The following is a 15,138-nucleotide window of genomic DNA, read 5'->3' as shown; positions in this document are numbered from 1 at the left end:
GTTCCTGCATTCCGCTATCGCCCAAGCGTCAGCAGAGCAGTCTTTTGCAGTTCAAGTGGCCGGCCCTACCGGCGGCGCGCCAGCAGCAGGTGGAAGTGCTTTTCCCGCTGCTGGCCGTCATTGCCGGTTGTGCATTCGCGATGCGAGCGCCATGCCGTGACGCTGAAGCCGGACACCCGCAGCGCCAGCTCCACGGCATCCAGCTCATGCAGTTCGAAGTCGGCGGCGAAGGGCAGGCTGCGCATGAATCCAGCATCGCCGAAGGCCAGGCATAGCCGGCCGCCGCGATGCAGCACCCGCGCCAGTTCATCCAGCACGGGGGCCAGGTTCGGCCAGAAGTACAGGGTGTTGACCGCCAGCGCAGCATCGACGCAGGCATCCGCCAAGGGCAGGGCATGGGCATCGCCCTCGCGCAGCGCGGCACGCCCGGCAAGGCCGCTGGCGGCAAGATGCTGGTTGCCGGCGTCGACCATGGCACGGGACAGCTCGACGCCCACGTAGCAACTGCCGCTGGCCTGCAGCAGCAGCGGCGCGAAGGCGGCGTTGCCTGGGCCGATCTCCAGCACCTGCTCTCCGGGAGCGACGGCCAGCAACGCGATTGCTGCCTGGTTGAGGGCGCCGTTGCTGCGGTTCATCGATTCGCCCACGGCCAGCGCGGCCTCGCCATGGGGCTGCCGCAACTGCGCGGCCAGGGTGCGTGCATCCAGCATCAACATCGTCCGTCGGTAAGGAGTCGGACGTGGCGGCGGCGGGTCCGCCGCAGACCATAGCGCCAGCCGATCGGCTTGGGAAGTAGGGAAACCCCGGCTTGAGGTGATCAGGAAATGTCCAGCGTCGCAGTCGGTGAGAGCCACTTGTCCACAGGGGGTGTGGATTACGCGTGGGCAACTTTGTGGATAAGCACTGGCAGGCGCCACCCCCCTAGGCTGTCAAGATGGGTGGCGAAAAATTCACCGCCGGTGAGGATCGGTGAGTGACGGGTGAAGGGCGGGGTCAGCCCACGCTGTTGCCGGTGGCGGCGCTCGCGGTACCCTGTGGGCCTTGATGCCCCGTGAGACTTCATGAAACGTCACTTCTCGATGCTGCGCGAGTTCCATCTGGCGGACTGGTTCACCCTCGCCAACGCTTTCTGCGGCACCGGCGCGGTGTTTGCCGCGATGCGTTTCCTGCAGGATGGCGAGCGCGGCTATCTGCTGTTCGGCATGGCGCTGATCCCGCTGGCTTTCATTTTCGATGCACTGGACGGCCGCATCGCGCGCTGGCGCAAGTCCAGTTCGACCCTGGGCCGCGAGCTCGACTCCCTGTCGGACGTGATTTCCTTCGGTGTCGCACCCGCAGCGCTGGCCTATGCCTGTGGCATGCAGGGCGGCTGGGACTGGCTGGTGCTGAGCTACTTCGTCTGCTGCGGCGTCAGCCGCCTGGCCCGTTACAACGTGACCGCCGAGGCGATGAGCGGTGACGAAGGCAAGGTGAAGTACTTCGAGGGAACACCGATCCCCACCAGCCTGGCGCTGGTGATCGTGCTGGCGATCGCCGCCGGCACCGATGCCATCGGCCACGACCTGTGGCTGGGCCAGTGGCAGATCGGCCCCTGGCAGCTGCATCCGTTGGTGCTGCTGTTCGCGCTGTCCGGGTCGCTGATGATCAGCAAGACCCTGCGCATTCCCAAGCCATGACCCAGCCCTGCGGAGGAGCGCGATGACCAGCTCGGCCAACGACGCCGGCAGCAGCGATTTCGAGAACCTGGCCCGGCAGTACTTCGGTGCCTGGGGCGATGCCCTGCGCCACGCGACTGTGCAGGGGGCCCCCGCCGGTGACGACCCGGGCAGTTGGAAGCACCTGTTCGACTGGTGGGGTCAACTGCTGCCCGAGACCGGGGCGGCAGCGCCGGAAGAGGCCGTGCGTCGGTTCCGCGAACAGGCTGGCAGCTGGTACGGCACCATGCAGGAAGTGGCTGCACGCTTTGCCGGCCGCGATGCCAGCAGTGCCGAGGTTGCCCAGGCCTGGCGTGAAGCGGTAAAGGGTCAGGGCGACGGCATGCTGCAGTGGATGCTGCAGGGCGCCCGTGGCAGCACCCATGCCGGCGCTGCTCCGCCCGAGTTCGCGGCGTGGTTCCAGCAGTTGCAGACGCTGGCCGGTCCTTGGCTGCAGAGCCCGGCGTTCGGGCCCGGCCGCGAGCACCAGGCGCGGTGGCAGGCCCTGCTGCGCGCGCAGGAGGAGTACCAGCATCACTCGCAGGCCTATGTCGAGCAGATCAAGCAGGCGCTGGAAGAAGCGTTCGACCTGTTCGAGCAGCGCCTGGCCGAGCATGAGCAGCCCGGCAGCCAGCTGACCAGCGCACGGGCGATGTTCGATCTGTGGATCGAAGTGGCCGAGGAGGCCTACGCCAAGGTCGCCATGTCGGCACCTTTCCAGCAGATCTACGCGGCGCTGGGCAATGCGCAGATGCGCCTGCGCGCGGGGCTGCAACGCGAGATGGAACAGATGAGTGAACGCATCGGCCTGCCGACCCGAACCGAGATGGATGCCGCCCACCGTCGCATCGCCGAGCTCGAGCGTACTCTGCGCCGGCTGCAGGCACAGGTAGCGGTGCTTGCCGGTACCGACGCGGTCGATCCGGTAGCCCAGCCGGCGCCTGCCAAGGTGAAGCCCGTCGCGCGCAAGCCTGCCGCGAAGAAGGCACCAGCGAAGAAGGCTGCCGCGAAGAATGTGCCAGCGAAGAAGGCGCCAGCGAAGAAGGCGCCAGCGAAGAAGGCCACCTCCCGCACCACCACGCGGAAGTCGTAAGCCATGAAAGGACCGCTGGGCTTCAATGCCGATGACCTGATGCAGGAGACCCTGGCCATGCAGCGCAAGCTGATGGAAGGGTTGAAGCTGTTGCCGCAGGTGGAGGATGTCGACTATGGCGCCACCGCCCGCGAGGAAGTCTGGCGCGATGGCAAGGTGGTGCTGTATCGCTTCGTCGGCGAGAACGCACCGGTCCGGCGCACGCCGCTGCTGATCGTGTACGCGCTGGTGAACCGCCCATACATGGTCGACCTGCAGGCCGATCGCTCACTGGTGCAGAAGCTGCTGGCGCTGGGCCAGGACGTGTACGTGCTGGACTGGGGCTATCCGGATCGTTCCGAGCGTTACCAGACGCTTGAGGATTACCTGCTGCGCTACATCGATGGCGCGGTGGATGCGCTGCGCGCGCGCAGCGGTGGCCCGGTCGACATGCTCGGCATCTGCCAGGGCGGCGTGTTCGCGCTGTGCTACGCCGCGCTGCGCCGGCAGAAGCTGGGCAACCTCATCACCATGGTCACCCCGGTCGATTTCCAGACCGCCGACAACATGCTGTCGCACTGGGCGCAGCAGGTGGACGTGGATCTGCTGGTGGACACGCTGGGCAACATCCCGGCCGATCTGATGAATGCCAGCTACCTGATGCTCAAGCCGTTCCGCCTGAACGTGCAGAAGTACGTGGGCCTGCTCGACATCCTCGATGACAAGGCCGCACTGGAAGACTTCCTGCGCATGGAAAAGTGGATCTTCGACTCGCCCGATCTGGCGGGCGAGGCCTTCCGCGAGTTCATCAAGCAGTTCTACCAGGGCAACGGGCTGGTCAACGGCACCGTGCATATCGGTGAGGAGGCGGTGGACCTGGCCAAGGTGACCCTGCCCGTGCTCAACATCTACGCCGAACAGGATCACCTGGTGCCACCGGATGCATCACGTGCGATGCGTGGCCGGCTGGGCACGCAGGACTACACCGAGTCCAGTTTCCGCGGTGGGCACATCGGCATCTACGTCTCCGGCCGCGCGCAGCGCGAAGTGCCGGCGACCATCGACAACTGGCTGAAGGAACGCACGCCATGAAGTATTTCCCCTTGATCGCGCTTGCGCTGGCCCTTGCACCGGGCGTTGCCGGCGCCGCGCCCAGCGCCGATGCGCGCCGCGAGATCACACAGTTGATCGGCAGCCTGGACGGCTCCCAGTGCCAGTTCCAGCGCAATGGCAGCTGGTACGGTCCCGCCGATGCGCGTTCGCACCTGCAGCGCAAGTACGACTACCTGCTGAAGAAGGACATGGTCGACACCGCCGAGCAGTTCATCGAGCGTGCGGCGAGCCAGAGCAGCATGAGTGGCAAGGCGTACCGGATCCGCTGCCCCGGCCAGCCCGAACAGACCTCTGCGGCGTGGTTCGGCGCCCGCCTGCAGGCATTGCGCCAACGCACGCCGTAGACACGGCAGGCGCTACAGTGGCCGCAGCCAGTCAGCCGGGAGACCTCGCCATGAACGCTGTGCCGCGCACCCTGTCGCGCTCGCTGAACGACCGCATGATCGCCGGAGTGATGGGCGGCATCGCCCATCGTTTCGGCTGGAACCCGACCCTGGTACGGGTGCTGTACGTGGTGATTTCGCTGGCATCGGCCGCCTTCCCGGGCATCCTGATCTACCTGTTGCTGTGGCTGCTGATCCCCAACGAGGCCGATTGAACGCCGCGTCCCGGCCCTGGCCGATCTGGCTGCGCGCGCTGCAGGTGCTGGGCGCGCTGTGGACCGTGCCCAATACCCTGATCGGCCTGCTTGGCGGTCTGGCCGGGTTGCTGGGTGGTGCGAAGATGCGCTGGAGCGGTCGTGATTGCGCGGTGGTTTTCGACCATTGGCCATGGGGCCCGGGCGGAGCGATTACCCTCGGCAACGTGATCCTGCACACCGGCTACGACCTGGGCATGTGCTGCCGTACCTATGCACATCAGGCGGGGTGGGGCGTGGAGCCGTTGATCCGGCTGGATGATCATGAGCGCGCACACGTGTACCAGTACCTGGTGCTGGGGCCGCTGTACCTGCCGGTGTATCTGCTGTGTGGCGGCGTCAGCGCGCGCAATCCGTTCGAGCGTGCGGCTGATCATTACGCGCGGTTCGGGCATGGCTGGTGGCCATAGTTTCCAGTCAACGGCGCAGCCCCTCGTGGGTGGTCGCGTAGAGCGAATCATGTGATTGGGCCGGGCGGGGTGGGTTCGCGGGACACGCCGTAAACCCATCCCTGGGGGCTCGATGGCGCCATCCATGGCGCCAACGGTCCCGCGAACCCACCCCGCCCGGCTCCTGACAGTTTCCGGGTGCGTCCAGCCACGGAAAAGAAAAAGAACAGCAGAAGCGGGTCGCGCGCTGCGCTTGCTCGTGTAGAGCCGAGTCTGCGCCCGGCTTCGCGGACTGGCCTGAACGCAGCCGAGCGTGGGCTTGGCTCTACAAGAAGCGGCTGGCCAAGCCGCTTTTGCTTTTGATCTTCTTTTTCTTTTCCGTGGGTGGCAGACCGCAGAGATCTGTCAGAGGGCGGGCGGGTTGGGTTCGCGGGGGTGTCCGCGGCATGGATGCCGCGGCCAAGCCTTATCTGATTGGAATCTGGCAACGTAGGTGTCGAGAGCCGGCGTGGGCCGCCGTGTAAGCCTGGATCTCGACGATCGCCTTGGAGCTTGGCGCCCACGCCGGAATCTCCCTTGATCCGCCCGAACAGTTGCTGGAGCTGACACTCGCAGTAATAAGACTGGGCAAGCGGGGGAGCTCTCGACCCTTCCAGACTATACGGAGTCCGGTGATGAACGGGATCGGGATTGATGTCAGCAAGCGCCAACTGGATGTCGGCACGACGGACGGAGAGGTGCTGCAGGTCAGCAATAGCGCTTCGGGTTTCGCTGAATTGGATCTCTGGTTGAGGAAACATCCGGTGAGCCAGATCGTGCTGGAGGCCACTGGAGGCCACTGGGGGCTACGAACAATCAGTACTGAACTTCCTGCACAACGCCGGTCATGCGGTGGTCCGTGCCAACGCGCTGCGGGCTCGCAGGCTGGCCCAGGGAATGGGCCAGGTGGCCAAGACCGACCGTCTGGATGCCTATGCATTGGCGCAGATGGCGGCCTTGGTGAAACTGCCCGCCTATCAGCCACTGGAGCCCTGGCAGCAAAAGCTGCGGGAATTTGTGCGGGCGCGTCGACAGACGATGGAAGCCCTGACCGTAGCGCGCCAGCAGCAGGAGATGGTGACCGATCGTGAGTTGCGCCGACTGCTGCAAGCCAACATCAGCCGCCTGCAGAGGATGGTTGGGCGTTTGGGACAGCAGATTGCCGAGCAGGTTGCCCAGCAACCTCAGCTGGCGGTACTGAAGTCGATGAAAGGCGTGGGCCCTGTCCTGCAGGCGGTATTGGCCAGCTATCTGCCGGAGCTGGGCAAGATCAGCGGCAAGGCCATCGCCAGTCTGGTCGGTGTAGCACCCATGTCCCACGACAGCGGAACCATGCGCGGCAAACGAAGCATCCATGGCGGCAGGGCCGAGATCCGTCAGGTGCTTTACATGGCCAGCATGTCGGCCATGCGGCATGAACCTCGACTGCGCAATTTCTACCAGTCGCTGCGAGCCCGAGGCAAAGAAGGAAAAGTAGCCATCGTGGCGGTGATGCGGAAGATGCTGGTGATTCTCAACGCGCGCATGCGTGACGCTCAAGGCGGATCGATCCCCGCCTGAAGCCAGTCTGCGCGTGCCCCAAAAGGCTGCCGGCCAGCGGCCGGCACTACCGTGCGTGACTGTCGGAGGGGCCGAGGCCCCTCTCTCAACACAGTTGCTCCAGGGACGGATTCACGGCGTCCCCCGCGAACCCAACCCGGCCGACCAGCGCGACGGCTTTTGCATTCCGCGACCAACCAACCCACCCACGAGGGGCTGCGCCGTTGGCTGGAAATCCCTCCATTCGTTAGACGGAAGTTAAAGATCCGTAAGCATTCTGCTGCTATCCCGCAGTCATCTGCATGCAACCGATCGTCATTAGTCTTCGTGACGTTCCAGTCAGCTTGGTCGCGGTAAGCTCTACCCCGATGGGCTCGCAAGTACCGCTCATCGTGTGCAGTACGCAGTAGCAATTTGGAGGAAGACATCACATGGCAATCGTTCTTTATGTCGGTGGTAGCAAGGATGGCGAGAAGGGCGTGGTGCCCTACGGCTTCAGCAAATCCCGCGCCGATACCGCGCTGGGGCCGGAGTTCTACACGGAGCGGTTCATGGAACTGCAGGGTGTCGGCAAGGTCCGCCTGATGGCGCTTGAGAGCCTGCGTGACGACATCGTCATGCAGCGTGCCGCCCGCCACTACCGCTGACCTTCGCAATACGCGGCAGGACGCGCCCCACCATCGCGCGTCCGCGCCGGCATCCCAGCCCCAGGGCCAGTCCGAGCCCCACTTGCCAGGATGCCGGCGTCCGATCCGGACCCGCCGCCTGAACCGCCGTTCTGTCAACGCCTTGTCCCTGCCGCCCGCGCATTGCAAGAATGGGCCTTTCCCGCAATGCGGCCCAGGCCGGAAACAATGCACGACGCCAAGCACGCCCAGCGCCAGCTCGCCCAGCAGATCGCCCAGACCATCGCCGATGAGATCGGTGCCCAGACCGCCCAGGTCAGCGCCGCCGTCGGCCTGCTCGATGAAGGCGCCAGCGTTCCGTTCATCGCCCGCTACCGCAAGGAAGTCACCGGCGGCCTGGACGATACCCAGCTGCGCAACCTGGAAACCCGCCTGACCTACCTGCGCGAGCTGGAAGACCGCCGTGCGGCGGTGCTGGCCAGCATCGGCGAACAGGGCAAGCTCAGCGATGAGCTGCGCAACGAGATCCTCGCTGCCGACACCAAGAGCCGGCTGGAAGACCTGTACCTGCCGTACAAGCCCAAGCGCCGTACCCGCGCGCAGATCGCCCGCGAAGCCGGACTGGAGCCGTTGGCCGACGGCCTGCTGGGCGATCCGACGCGGGACCCGCAGGTCTTTGCTGCCACGTTCGTGGATGCCGACAAGGGCGTGGCCGATACCAAGGCCGCGCTGGAAGGTGCCCGCGCGATCCTGATGGAGCGCTGGGGCGAGGACGCCACGCTGGTGGGTGAACTGCGCAGCTGGTTGAGCGAGCAGGGGGTGATCCGTGCCCGCGTTGCCGAGGGCAAGGAAACCGAGGGCGCCAAGTACCGCGATTACTTCGAACACGCCGAGTCGCTGGCGAAGATCCCCTCGCACCGGTTGCTGGCGTTGTTCCGCGCGCGCCGCGAGGAGATCCTGTTCCTGGAACTGGACCCGGGCAAGGATGCCGAGGCGGGGCATCAGTACGCTGAAGGGCGCGTGGCGCACAACGCTGGCATTCGCGATGCGGGGCGCCCCGGTGATCGCTGGCTGCTCGATGCCTGCCGCCTGACCTGGCGGGCCAAGCTGCACATGCACCTGCTGCTGGACCTGTTCAACCAGGCCCGCGAGAAAGCCGAGGCCGAAGCCATCGCCGTGTTCGGCGACAATCTCAAGGATCTGCTGCTGGCCGCGCCGGCCGGCCCGAAAAGTGTGCTGGGCCTGGACCCGGGCATCCGCACCGGCTGCAAGATCGCCGTGGTGGACGCCACCGGCAAGCTGGTCGCCACCGATACCATCTACCCGCACGAACCCCGCCGGCAGTGGGAGCAGTCGCTGCAGACGATCAAGCAGCTGTGCACCAGGCACAACGTACAGCTGATCGCGATCGGCAACGGCACCGCCAGCCGCGAGACCGACAAGCTGGCCGGTGAAGCCATCAAGGCGCTGGGTGACAACGCACCGCAGAAAATCGTGGTCAGCGAAGCCGGGGCTTCGGTGTACTCGGCGTCGGAAACGGCGGCCAAGGAGTTCCCGGACCTGGACGTGTCGATCCGTGGCGCGGTATCGATCGCGCGTCGCCTGCAGGACCCGCTGGCCGAGCTGGTGAAGATCGAGCCGAAGGCGATCGGTGTCGGGCAGTACCAGCACGACGTGGATCAGTACCGTCTGGCGCGTGCGCTGGATGCGCGCGTGGAGGACTGCGTGAACGCTGTCGGCGTGTACGTCAACACGGCGTCGGCGGCACTGTTGTCGCGCGTGTCGGGCCTGTCGTCGACGGTGGCCGAGAACATCGTGCGCCACCGCGATGACAACGGTCCGTTCAAGCGTCGCAAGGACTTGTTGAAGGTGTCGCGCTTGGGCGAGAAGACGTTCGAGCAATGTGCGGGCTTCCTGCGTATCGCCGATGGTGATCAGCCGCTGGATGCATCGTCGGTGCATCCGGAAGCCTACCCGGTGGTCGAGCGGATCGTGGCCAGCACCGGGCGCCCGATCAAGGCGCTGATCGGCGACGGTAGTTTCCTGCGCGGGTTGAAGGCCGAGCAGTTCACCGACGAAACGTTTGGTGTGCCGACCGTGCGCGACATCCTCAAGGAACTGGAAAAGCCCGGCCGTGATCCGCGCCCGGAGTTCAAGGCGGCTCGTTTCGCCGATGGCGTCGAGGACATCAAGGACCTGCGCGAGGGCATGGTGCTGGAGGGTGTGGTGAGCAACGTGGCCGCGTTCGGTGCGTTCGTCGATATCGGCGTGCACCAGGATGGCCTGATCCACATCTCGGCGCTGTCCGATACCTACGTGAAAGACCCGCGCGACGTGGTCAAGGCCGGCGACATCGTCAAGGTGAAGGTGCTGGAGGTGGATGTGCCGCGCAAACGCATCGCCCTGACCCGTCGCCTGGATGACACGCCTGGCCAGGCCACCAGCCGCCCGGGCAGCCGTGACGAACGCAGCCAGGGGCAGGCCCCGCGTCGCGACGCGGGCACCCCCGGGCAGGGGCGTGGTGGCCAGGGGCGCAACCCGGGCAATGGCGGACGCCCGGCACCGGCCGCGCCGCCAGCCAACAATGCCCTGGCCGAGGCGTTCGCCAGGGCCAAGCGCAGCTGAGTCTGCCGTCCCCCTCCCGGCACGGCCGGGTGGGGGACTTGTCGATGTTCCCCGGCAATGCGCACACTTGCGCTGGAAAGGGGGCTTGGGGCCCCGCTGTCGCTGGGGAGGCCATGCCGTCAGCACCATCCGCCTTGTTCCGTGACCGCTGTGGCGCCTCGCCACGGCCTGCGGGCAGCTGCGTCTGCAGGGGAGGCGGCTGATGGCCGATCAGGGCAGCAGCGGCAACGCACTGCTGGAGCGCCGGCTGCAGGAACTGGCCGAAGAGCGCCGTCGCCTGGCGATGATCATCGAGGGCACCGCGGCCGGCACCTGGGAATGGAACGTCCAGAGCGGACAGATGCGGGTCAACGAACGCTGGGCCGAGATCGTCGGCTACCGGTTGGACGAGCTGGAGCCGATCTGCCAGAAGACGTTCATCGCGCTGGTGCATCCGGATGATCTGGCGCTGTCCGATGCGGCTCTGCAGGACCACTTCGATGGCCGCACCGACCACTATGTCTGCCTGTTGCGGATGCGCCACAGGAATGGCGAATGGATCTGGATTCACGACCGCGGACGGGTGTTCGAGTGGGACGGGCAGGGCAGGCCGCTATGGATGGCCGGTGCCCATGCCGACGTCACCGAACTGCAGCGGGCGCGCCAGGACGCGGCCGAAATGCGCCAGCGCCTGCAGGCAGTGGTGGATGCATCCGACGAAGTGGCGGTGATCGCCACCGACACCGACGGCACCATCACCCTGTTCAACACGGGTGCGCAGCGGCTGCTCGGCTACACCGCTGCTGAAGTAGTGGGTGGGCGCCGGCTGGACGCCTTCCACGACCCGGTTGAACTGCAGGCGTGGCTGCGACCGCTGGCGACCGCTGACGGACAGGTTCCCGGGGTGTTCGAGGCACTTAGTGCCCGCGCCGACGGCCAGACGTATTCGCGGCAGTGGACGCTGCTGCGCAAGGATGGCCAGCGTCGCCAAGTGCGCCTGTCGATCAGCCGCATGGATGGCGCCGATGGCGAGCGCATCGGCTATGTCGGCATGGCCATCGACATCACTGAAATCCTGCAGGCCCGCGCCGAGGCACGTCTTGCGGCGGACAAGTTCGCCGGTGCGTTCACCTCGGCGGCACTGGGCATGGCACTGGTGTCGCTGGAAGGTCGCTGGCTGGATGTCAACGATGCGCTGTGCCGCATTCTTGGCTACCCGCGCGAGGAGCTGCTGCAGGTCGATTTCCAGCGGTTGACCCATCCGGCCGATCTGCAGACCGACCTGGCCCTGGTGCAGGATCTGCTGGCGGGGCGACGCACCCACTATCACCTTGAAAAGCGCTACGTGGGACGTGATGGCAACACCATATGGGCGCGGCTGTCGGTATCGCTGGTACGCAATGAGCGCGGCGAACCGCTGCATTTCGTGTCGCAGATCCAGGATGTCAGCGCGCAGCGCAGCAGCGAGCAGCGCCTGTTCGAAAGCGAACAGCGCAGCCGCATCACCCTCGATGCCGTCGCCGACCTGGTGCTCAGCGTTGCATTGGATGGCCGCATCGAATATGCAAACGCGGCTGCCGTGCGAATGCTTGCCGGCGATGGCGCACTGTCACTGGCCGGGCATCTCGTGCAGGACGTGCTTTCGTTGACCACCGAATACGCACCGCAATCGCAGCTCGACGTCAGCGTACTGTTGGATCCGGAAAGCAATGCCGTGGACCTGCACGCCGATCTGCTGCTGCGGATGGGGGCGGCGACAGTACCGGTGGACCTCACCCGGGCCTGGTTGCGTGACGACGAAGGGCATGTGCGCGGCGCCGTGTGGGTGTTGCGCGATGATACGCAGCAGCGTGCACGCGAACGCGAGGCGAGACACCTGGCGGAGATGGACCCGCTGACCGAACTGGGTAACCGCCGCGGCTTCGAAGTGCACCTGCAGCAGGCGATCACACGGGTCGAGCGGACGGGCCAGGCGGCTTCGCTGATGTATATCGACCTGGACCGGTTCAAGCCGGTCAACGATACCTTTGGGCACCTGGCCGGCGACGCAGTGCTGTGGGCCGTGGCCAGCGTGCTGCGTCATGGTGTACGCGATTCGGATGTGGTGGCGCGCCTGGGCGGTGACGAATTCGCGGTGATCCTGTCCGGGTGCAGCCCGCGGCGCGCGGCGCGCATCGGTGGTGAACTGCTGCACACCCTGTCCAGCCTGTCCATTCCGTGGGACCAGCATCAGCTGCGGATCGGCGCCAGCATCGGCATCGCGCCGCTTGCTGCCGGCATGAGCGTGGACCAGGCCGTCGCGGCCGCCGATGCCCAGTGCTACCGGGCCAAGGCGATGGGCCGCAACAACGTGCAGGTGCAGGGCGAAACCAGTGAACTGCCCGGCGGCTCGCCGGCGGACGGCAGCGACCTTGGCGACGGCTGATCTCAACCTGTGAGAGGGGCGCGGCGAATACTGCGCCAACGCCCACATCCTCAGGTGATCAAATGAACTTCTGCGACTCGGCGGCGATGCGCGCCTTTGCTCCTGCTCTGGTCGGTTGGTGCCTGACCTCGGCTGCCTGCCTGCGCCTGGAGCAGCTGCGCGATGACCTGCGCGCGCAGGCTGTTCTGCCCATTCTGCAGGGCGGAGCATTGGTGTTGCTGGTAGTGACGCTGGCCTGTATATGTGTGGCCAGCATCGTTCTGTGGAAAGCGGGCAGGGACGAGGCGCCTATGGCTTCTGCCCCCTTGCCCGTGCTTCAGGGGAATGAGCAGAGATCGCCCGACGGCATGGATGTATTGCCGATCGACTGAATGCCTGCAGTACCTCCCTTTGCATTGATGCCGTTGCAGTTGCCCACGCCCATGCGTCGATTGAGAATAAATCGGTTCGAGCGGAACGTTGCGGTGGCGCCGCCGGAAGTTTCAAACACCGCACCACCATAGTTCGCGCCGTTGACGTAGTTGTTGTCGGCGAGGAATCGGTGTGACCCTTGCACGACGTCGATACCCCATTCTCCTGGCCGTTCAATCACCGAGTTCTTGACGGTGCAGTCGACACAGTTCACTAGATAGATGGCGCTGGCCCCCGAATCGATGACCCGTGCGCCGTCAATCATGACGTTGCTGGAGTTGTATATGGCCATCTCACCATCGCCGCCTGGACCATCCTTGCGGCCTGTGAGCTGTCCGTAAAGGATCGTGACGTCGCGGGAGTCGGTGATCCATAGATTGGGATCCGCCGTCGCATTGCCGGCAATGCCGTTTCCACGCATGAACGTATCCCAGATCTCCACGCCATTGCCTCCAACCACACCGGCGCTGATCTGGAAGCCGACGATATCCAGACTCCAGATGATGACGCGGTCCTGGTGGTAGGCCAGCACGCCGAAGTTTCCGCCTGCCCCGGTCGTCAGCGTGAAGTTGTGCAGCATTGTGTTGCTGCCGAGGCCTATGGCCTTCTGTGGTGCACCGTAGGCTGAGACCACCACCTCGGCCATGGTGGCTCCAAGTCCTTCAATGGTGGTCCCGGCAGGAATCTCCAGAGGCGCCGGGCCGGCGACGTACTGGCCTGGCCTGAGGCAGATCTTCTTGCCTGGCGCGCTGGCGACCGCGCCAGCAAGGTCGCCGCCGTTGTCGAGAGTGAGGTCACAAGCAGCGGCCTGCAGCGCCGCGGCCAAGCCGAATGCCGCGAATGCGGCAGGGATCCATTTCTTCATAACGGCTCCTTCCAGTGGACAGTCCCATCCACGATATCGCACCCAGCGTTTCCTCTGTCAACGCAGCACTTCGTCCGAGCTGACCAGCTGCACGTCGTGCATCATGTTGAGGTAGGCCTCGTAATAGCCCTTGTGTGAGGCACCAACGATCGCCAGCAGGCGCGTTCCCGGCTGCTGGCCCAGCACTTCGCGGATGTTGGCGACCATGCGCAGGTTGCGGGTTTCCCAGTAGCCCACATAGTTGCGACCAAAGCCCTGGGAGGAGGGCTCGACCAGCGCCGCGCCGAAGTCCGCCTGGTAGGCCTGCAAGCCGACGTCGGGGCGGTTGTAGGCACGGTACAGGTCCAGTACGCCACCGACCTTGTCGACATTTGCATACAGCGGCTCGTCGGCGTCGCGCCGTGCGTTTGCGTGCGGATTGTCCCAGGCCTTCATGATCGCTTCGCGTGCTGCCTTCTCGTCCTCGGGTGGGGTGGGCGAATCGGCGGTGTGGTCGTCCACTGCCCACAGGCGTTCCAGCCCCAGGCGGGCAGCGAGGACTGCCGCCACAAGGTTGGTTTCATTGCGGCGGGTCAGGCTCTTGTCGAGAATCGCGACCAGCGCAGCATCCAGGCCGTCGCCGGCGATCCGGTCCTGCACAGGCAGGCGCAGCCATTGCACCTGCGCCGATCCGCGCTCGCCAGCGGCCAGGAACACCGCGGCCAGGTGCCTACGCTGCGCTGCTGTCGGGCTTGCCGGCCATGCCGACAGCAGGCGTCCCATCTCGGCGTTCGCGCTGGGCACGTCGAGGCCGGTGGCGACGCGGGCCTCATCGGTGTCGTAGCAGTAGGTTTCAACGCTTTCGGCATAGCGGCTGGGATTGCGACGCATGAAGTCGCACTGCAGGCCGGACAGGTTTTCGGTGGCAATCGCCTGCGGGCGCCAACGTGCCAGGCGCTGCAGCAAGGGCTCCAGCATGGCCGGCTCGAAGGTCTTTGGCAGTTCCGACAGATGTGCTGTCCCAAGCACCAGTACTTCGTTGTGGCGACCGGCAGGTGGTCCCTTCAGCTGGTCGGGATGAAAGCTGGGACGGAACCCCGCGTCGCTGGCCAATGCGCCGGCACTGCACAGGCTGAGGATGATGATGGCGTTCAAGCGTCGAAGCATGCTGCCTCCCAGGAAAAATCCAGTCAGTGGGCACATGCTCGCCGGCAGCGCGCCGGCAAGGGATGTCCCGATGGTCATTGCAACCTTCTGCGTGCCTGTCGCATCCCCTTTCCGTCGGCGCTGGTCCAGAATGGTGGCTGGAAGACTTCCGGAAGCGCGTCATGGATGAAATCGCCCCCATCGTAGCCGCAGGTGCCGTGCTTGGTGCACTGGCTGGCTGGATCGGTCCGGGCAGATGGCGGTGGCAGCTGTTGCGGCTGGCACCGTTGCTGCTGGTGCCGTTCGCGTTGTACATCCTCGCCACCCGCAACTGGTTCCTGGGTGGTGGCGGGCCACTGGTGGGACCTTCCCTGCTGGTCGTCTGCGGCAGTCTGGGCTACCTGCCGGCGGTGCTGGCAACGATGCTGCTGCGCTGGGTTCTGCGGCGCGCTGCCGACCAGGGGCTGGCCCCCTAAAGTTGTTGGCCGCCGCGCCGATACCTTCTCTGGAGCCCGCTGCTGGCTCCCGCTGCCGGACCCGAGGCTGCCTCCGATGGGCGGCCCGTGCCGTGTGCTCCGCCGCTGTTTGATGACGATCGC

The 15,138-nt window shown here is 65.7% G+C and carries 14 protein-coding genes and 1 pseudogene; 12 read left to right on the top strand and 3 right to left on the bottom strand.

The annotated features are described in order from the left end of the window. Window positions 1-65: 65 nt before the first annotated feature. Window positions 66-716, bottom strand: a complete 651-nt coding sequence (locus CR156_RS10835; protein WP_100552863.1) for a class I SAM-dependent methyltransferase — start codon at window positions 714-716, stop codon at window positions 66-68. Between the two features lie 345 nt (window positions 717-1,061). Here CR156_RS10835 and CR156_RS10830 point away from each other — a divergent pair, with 345 nt between their 5' ends. The 11 genes and pseudogenes from CR156_RS10830 (at window position 1,062) to CR156_RS10780 (ending at window position 12,509) form a co-directional block, all read left to right on the top strand. Then, window positions 1,062-1,676: a CDP-alcohol phosphatidyltransferase family protein gene (locus CR156_RS10830; protein ID WP_025879258.1), complete on the top strand. Its 615-nt coding sequence runs from the start codon at window positions 1,062-1,064 to the stop codon at window positions 1,674-1,676. A gap of 22 nt (window positions 1,677-1,698) precedes the next feature. Then, window positions 1,699-2,787 (top strand): class III poly(R)-hydroxyalkanoic acid synthase subunit PhaE, encoded by a 1,089-nt coding sequence (gene phaE, locus CR156_RS10825; RefSeq protein WP_100552862.1) that lies wholly within the window; start codon window positions 1,699-1,701, stop codon window positions 2,785-2,787. A gap of 3 nt (window positions 2,788-2,790) precedes the next feature. After that, window positions 2,791-3,858: a class III poly(R)-hydroxyalkanoic acid synthase subunit PhaC gene (locus CR156_RS10820; RefSeq protein WP_100552861.1), complete on the top strand. Its 1,068-nt coding sequence runs from the start codon at window positions 2,791-2,793 to the stop codon at window positions 3,856-3,858. Further along, window positions 3,855-4,223: a YfeK family protein gene (locus tag CR156_RS10815; RefSeq protein ID WP_100552860.1), complete on the top strand. Its 369-nt coding sequence runs from the start codon at window positions 3,855-3,857 to the stop codon at window positions 4,221-4,223. Before CR156_RS10820 ends, CR156_RS10815 begins: the two co-directional genes overlap by 4 nt. A gap of 50 nt (window positions 4,224-4,273) precedes the next feature. Next, window positions 4,274-4,477 carry a PspC domain-containing protein gene (locus CR156_RS10810; protein WP_089235996.1) on the top strand — a complete coding sequence of 68 codons (204 nt, stop codon included), beginning with the start codon at window positions 4,274-4,276 and terminating at the stop codon, window positions 4,475-4,477. Beyond that, complete coding sequence (locus CR156_RS10805; protein WP_100552859.1) at window positions 4,474-4,926, top strand: hypothetical protein; 453 nt, start codon at window positions 4,474-4,476, stop codon at window positions 4,924-4,926. The genes CR156_RS10810 and CR156_RS10805 overlap by 4 nt, the downstream gene beginning before the upstream one ends. A 653-nt stretch (window positions 4,927-5,579) precedes the next feature. Next, a pseudogene (locus tag CR156_RS10800) lies at window positions 5,580-6,504 on the top strand (IS110 family RNA-guided transposase). Between the two features lie 410 nt (window positions 6,505-6,914). Continuing rightward, window positions 6,915-7,130 carry a hypothetical protein gene (locus CR156_RS10795; RefSeq protein WP_025879252.1) on the top strand — a complete coding sequence of 72 codons (216 nt, stop codon included), beginning with the start codon at window positions 6,915-6,917 and terminating at the stop codon, window positions 7,128-7,130. A 207-nt stretch (window positions 7,131-7,337) separates the two neighbouring features. Beyond that, window positions 7,338-9,734 carry a Tex family protein gene (locus CR156_RS10790; RefSeq protein WP_100552858.1) on the top strand — a complete coding sequence of 799 codons (2,397 nt, stop codon included), beginning with the start codon at window positions 7,338-7,340 and terminating at the stop codon, window positions 9,732-9,734. A gap of 202 nt (window positions 9,735-9,936) precedes the next feature. Then, window positions 9,937-12,138, top strand: coding sequence for a PAS domain S-box protein (locus tag CR156_RS10785; RefSeq protein WP_100552857.1), 2,202 nt, complete (start codon window positions 9,937-9,939; stop codon window positions 12,136-12,138). A 62-nt stretch (window positions 12,139-12,200) separates the two neighbouring features. Continuing rightward, window positions 12,201-12,509, top strand: a complete 309-nt coding sequence (locus tag CR156_RS10780; RefSeq protein ID WP_223880108.1) for a hypothetical protein — start codon at window positions 12,201-12,203, stop codon at window positions 12,507-12,509. Here CR156_RS10780 and CR156_RS10775 read toward each other — a convergent pair. Next, a complete protein-coding gene (locus CR156_RS10775) occupies window positions 12,455-13,414 on the bottom strand; it encodes a right-handed parallel beta-helix repeat-containing protein (RefSeq protein ID WP_100552856.1) in 960 nt (319 codons plus the stop codon). The two genes, CR156_RS10780 and CR156_RS10775, sit on opposite strands and share 55 nt — an antisense overlap. A 57-nt stretch (window positions 13,415-13,471) precedes the next feature. Then, on the bottom strand, window positions 13,472-14,560 hold the full coding sequence (locus CR156_RS10770) for a DUF5694 domain-containing protein (RefSeq protein WP_100552855.1): 1,089 nt from the start codon (window positions 14,558-14,560) through the stop codon (window positions 13,472-13,474). A gap of 161 nt (window positions 14,561-14,721) precedes the next feature. On the opposite strand from CR156_RS10770, the gene CR156_RS10765 reads away from it, so the two are divergent. Beyond that, entirely contained in the window at window positions 14,722-15,015 is a 294-nt protein-coding gene (locus CR156_RS10765; RefSeq protein ID WP_100552854.1) for a hypothetical protein, read from the top strand. Window positions 15,016-15,138: the final 123 nt, after the last annotated feature.

The sequence above is a fragment of the Stenotrophomonas lactitubi genome (assembly GCF_002803515.1).
GTDB classification, from domain to species: Bacteria; Pseudomonadota; Gammaproteobacteria; order Xanthomonadales; family Xanthomonadaceae; genus Stenotrophomonas; species Stenotrophomonas lactitubi.
This window is presented reverse-complemented; position numbering and strand designations above follow the sequence as displayed.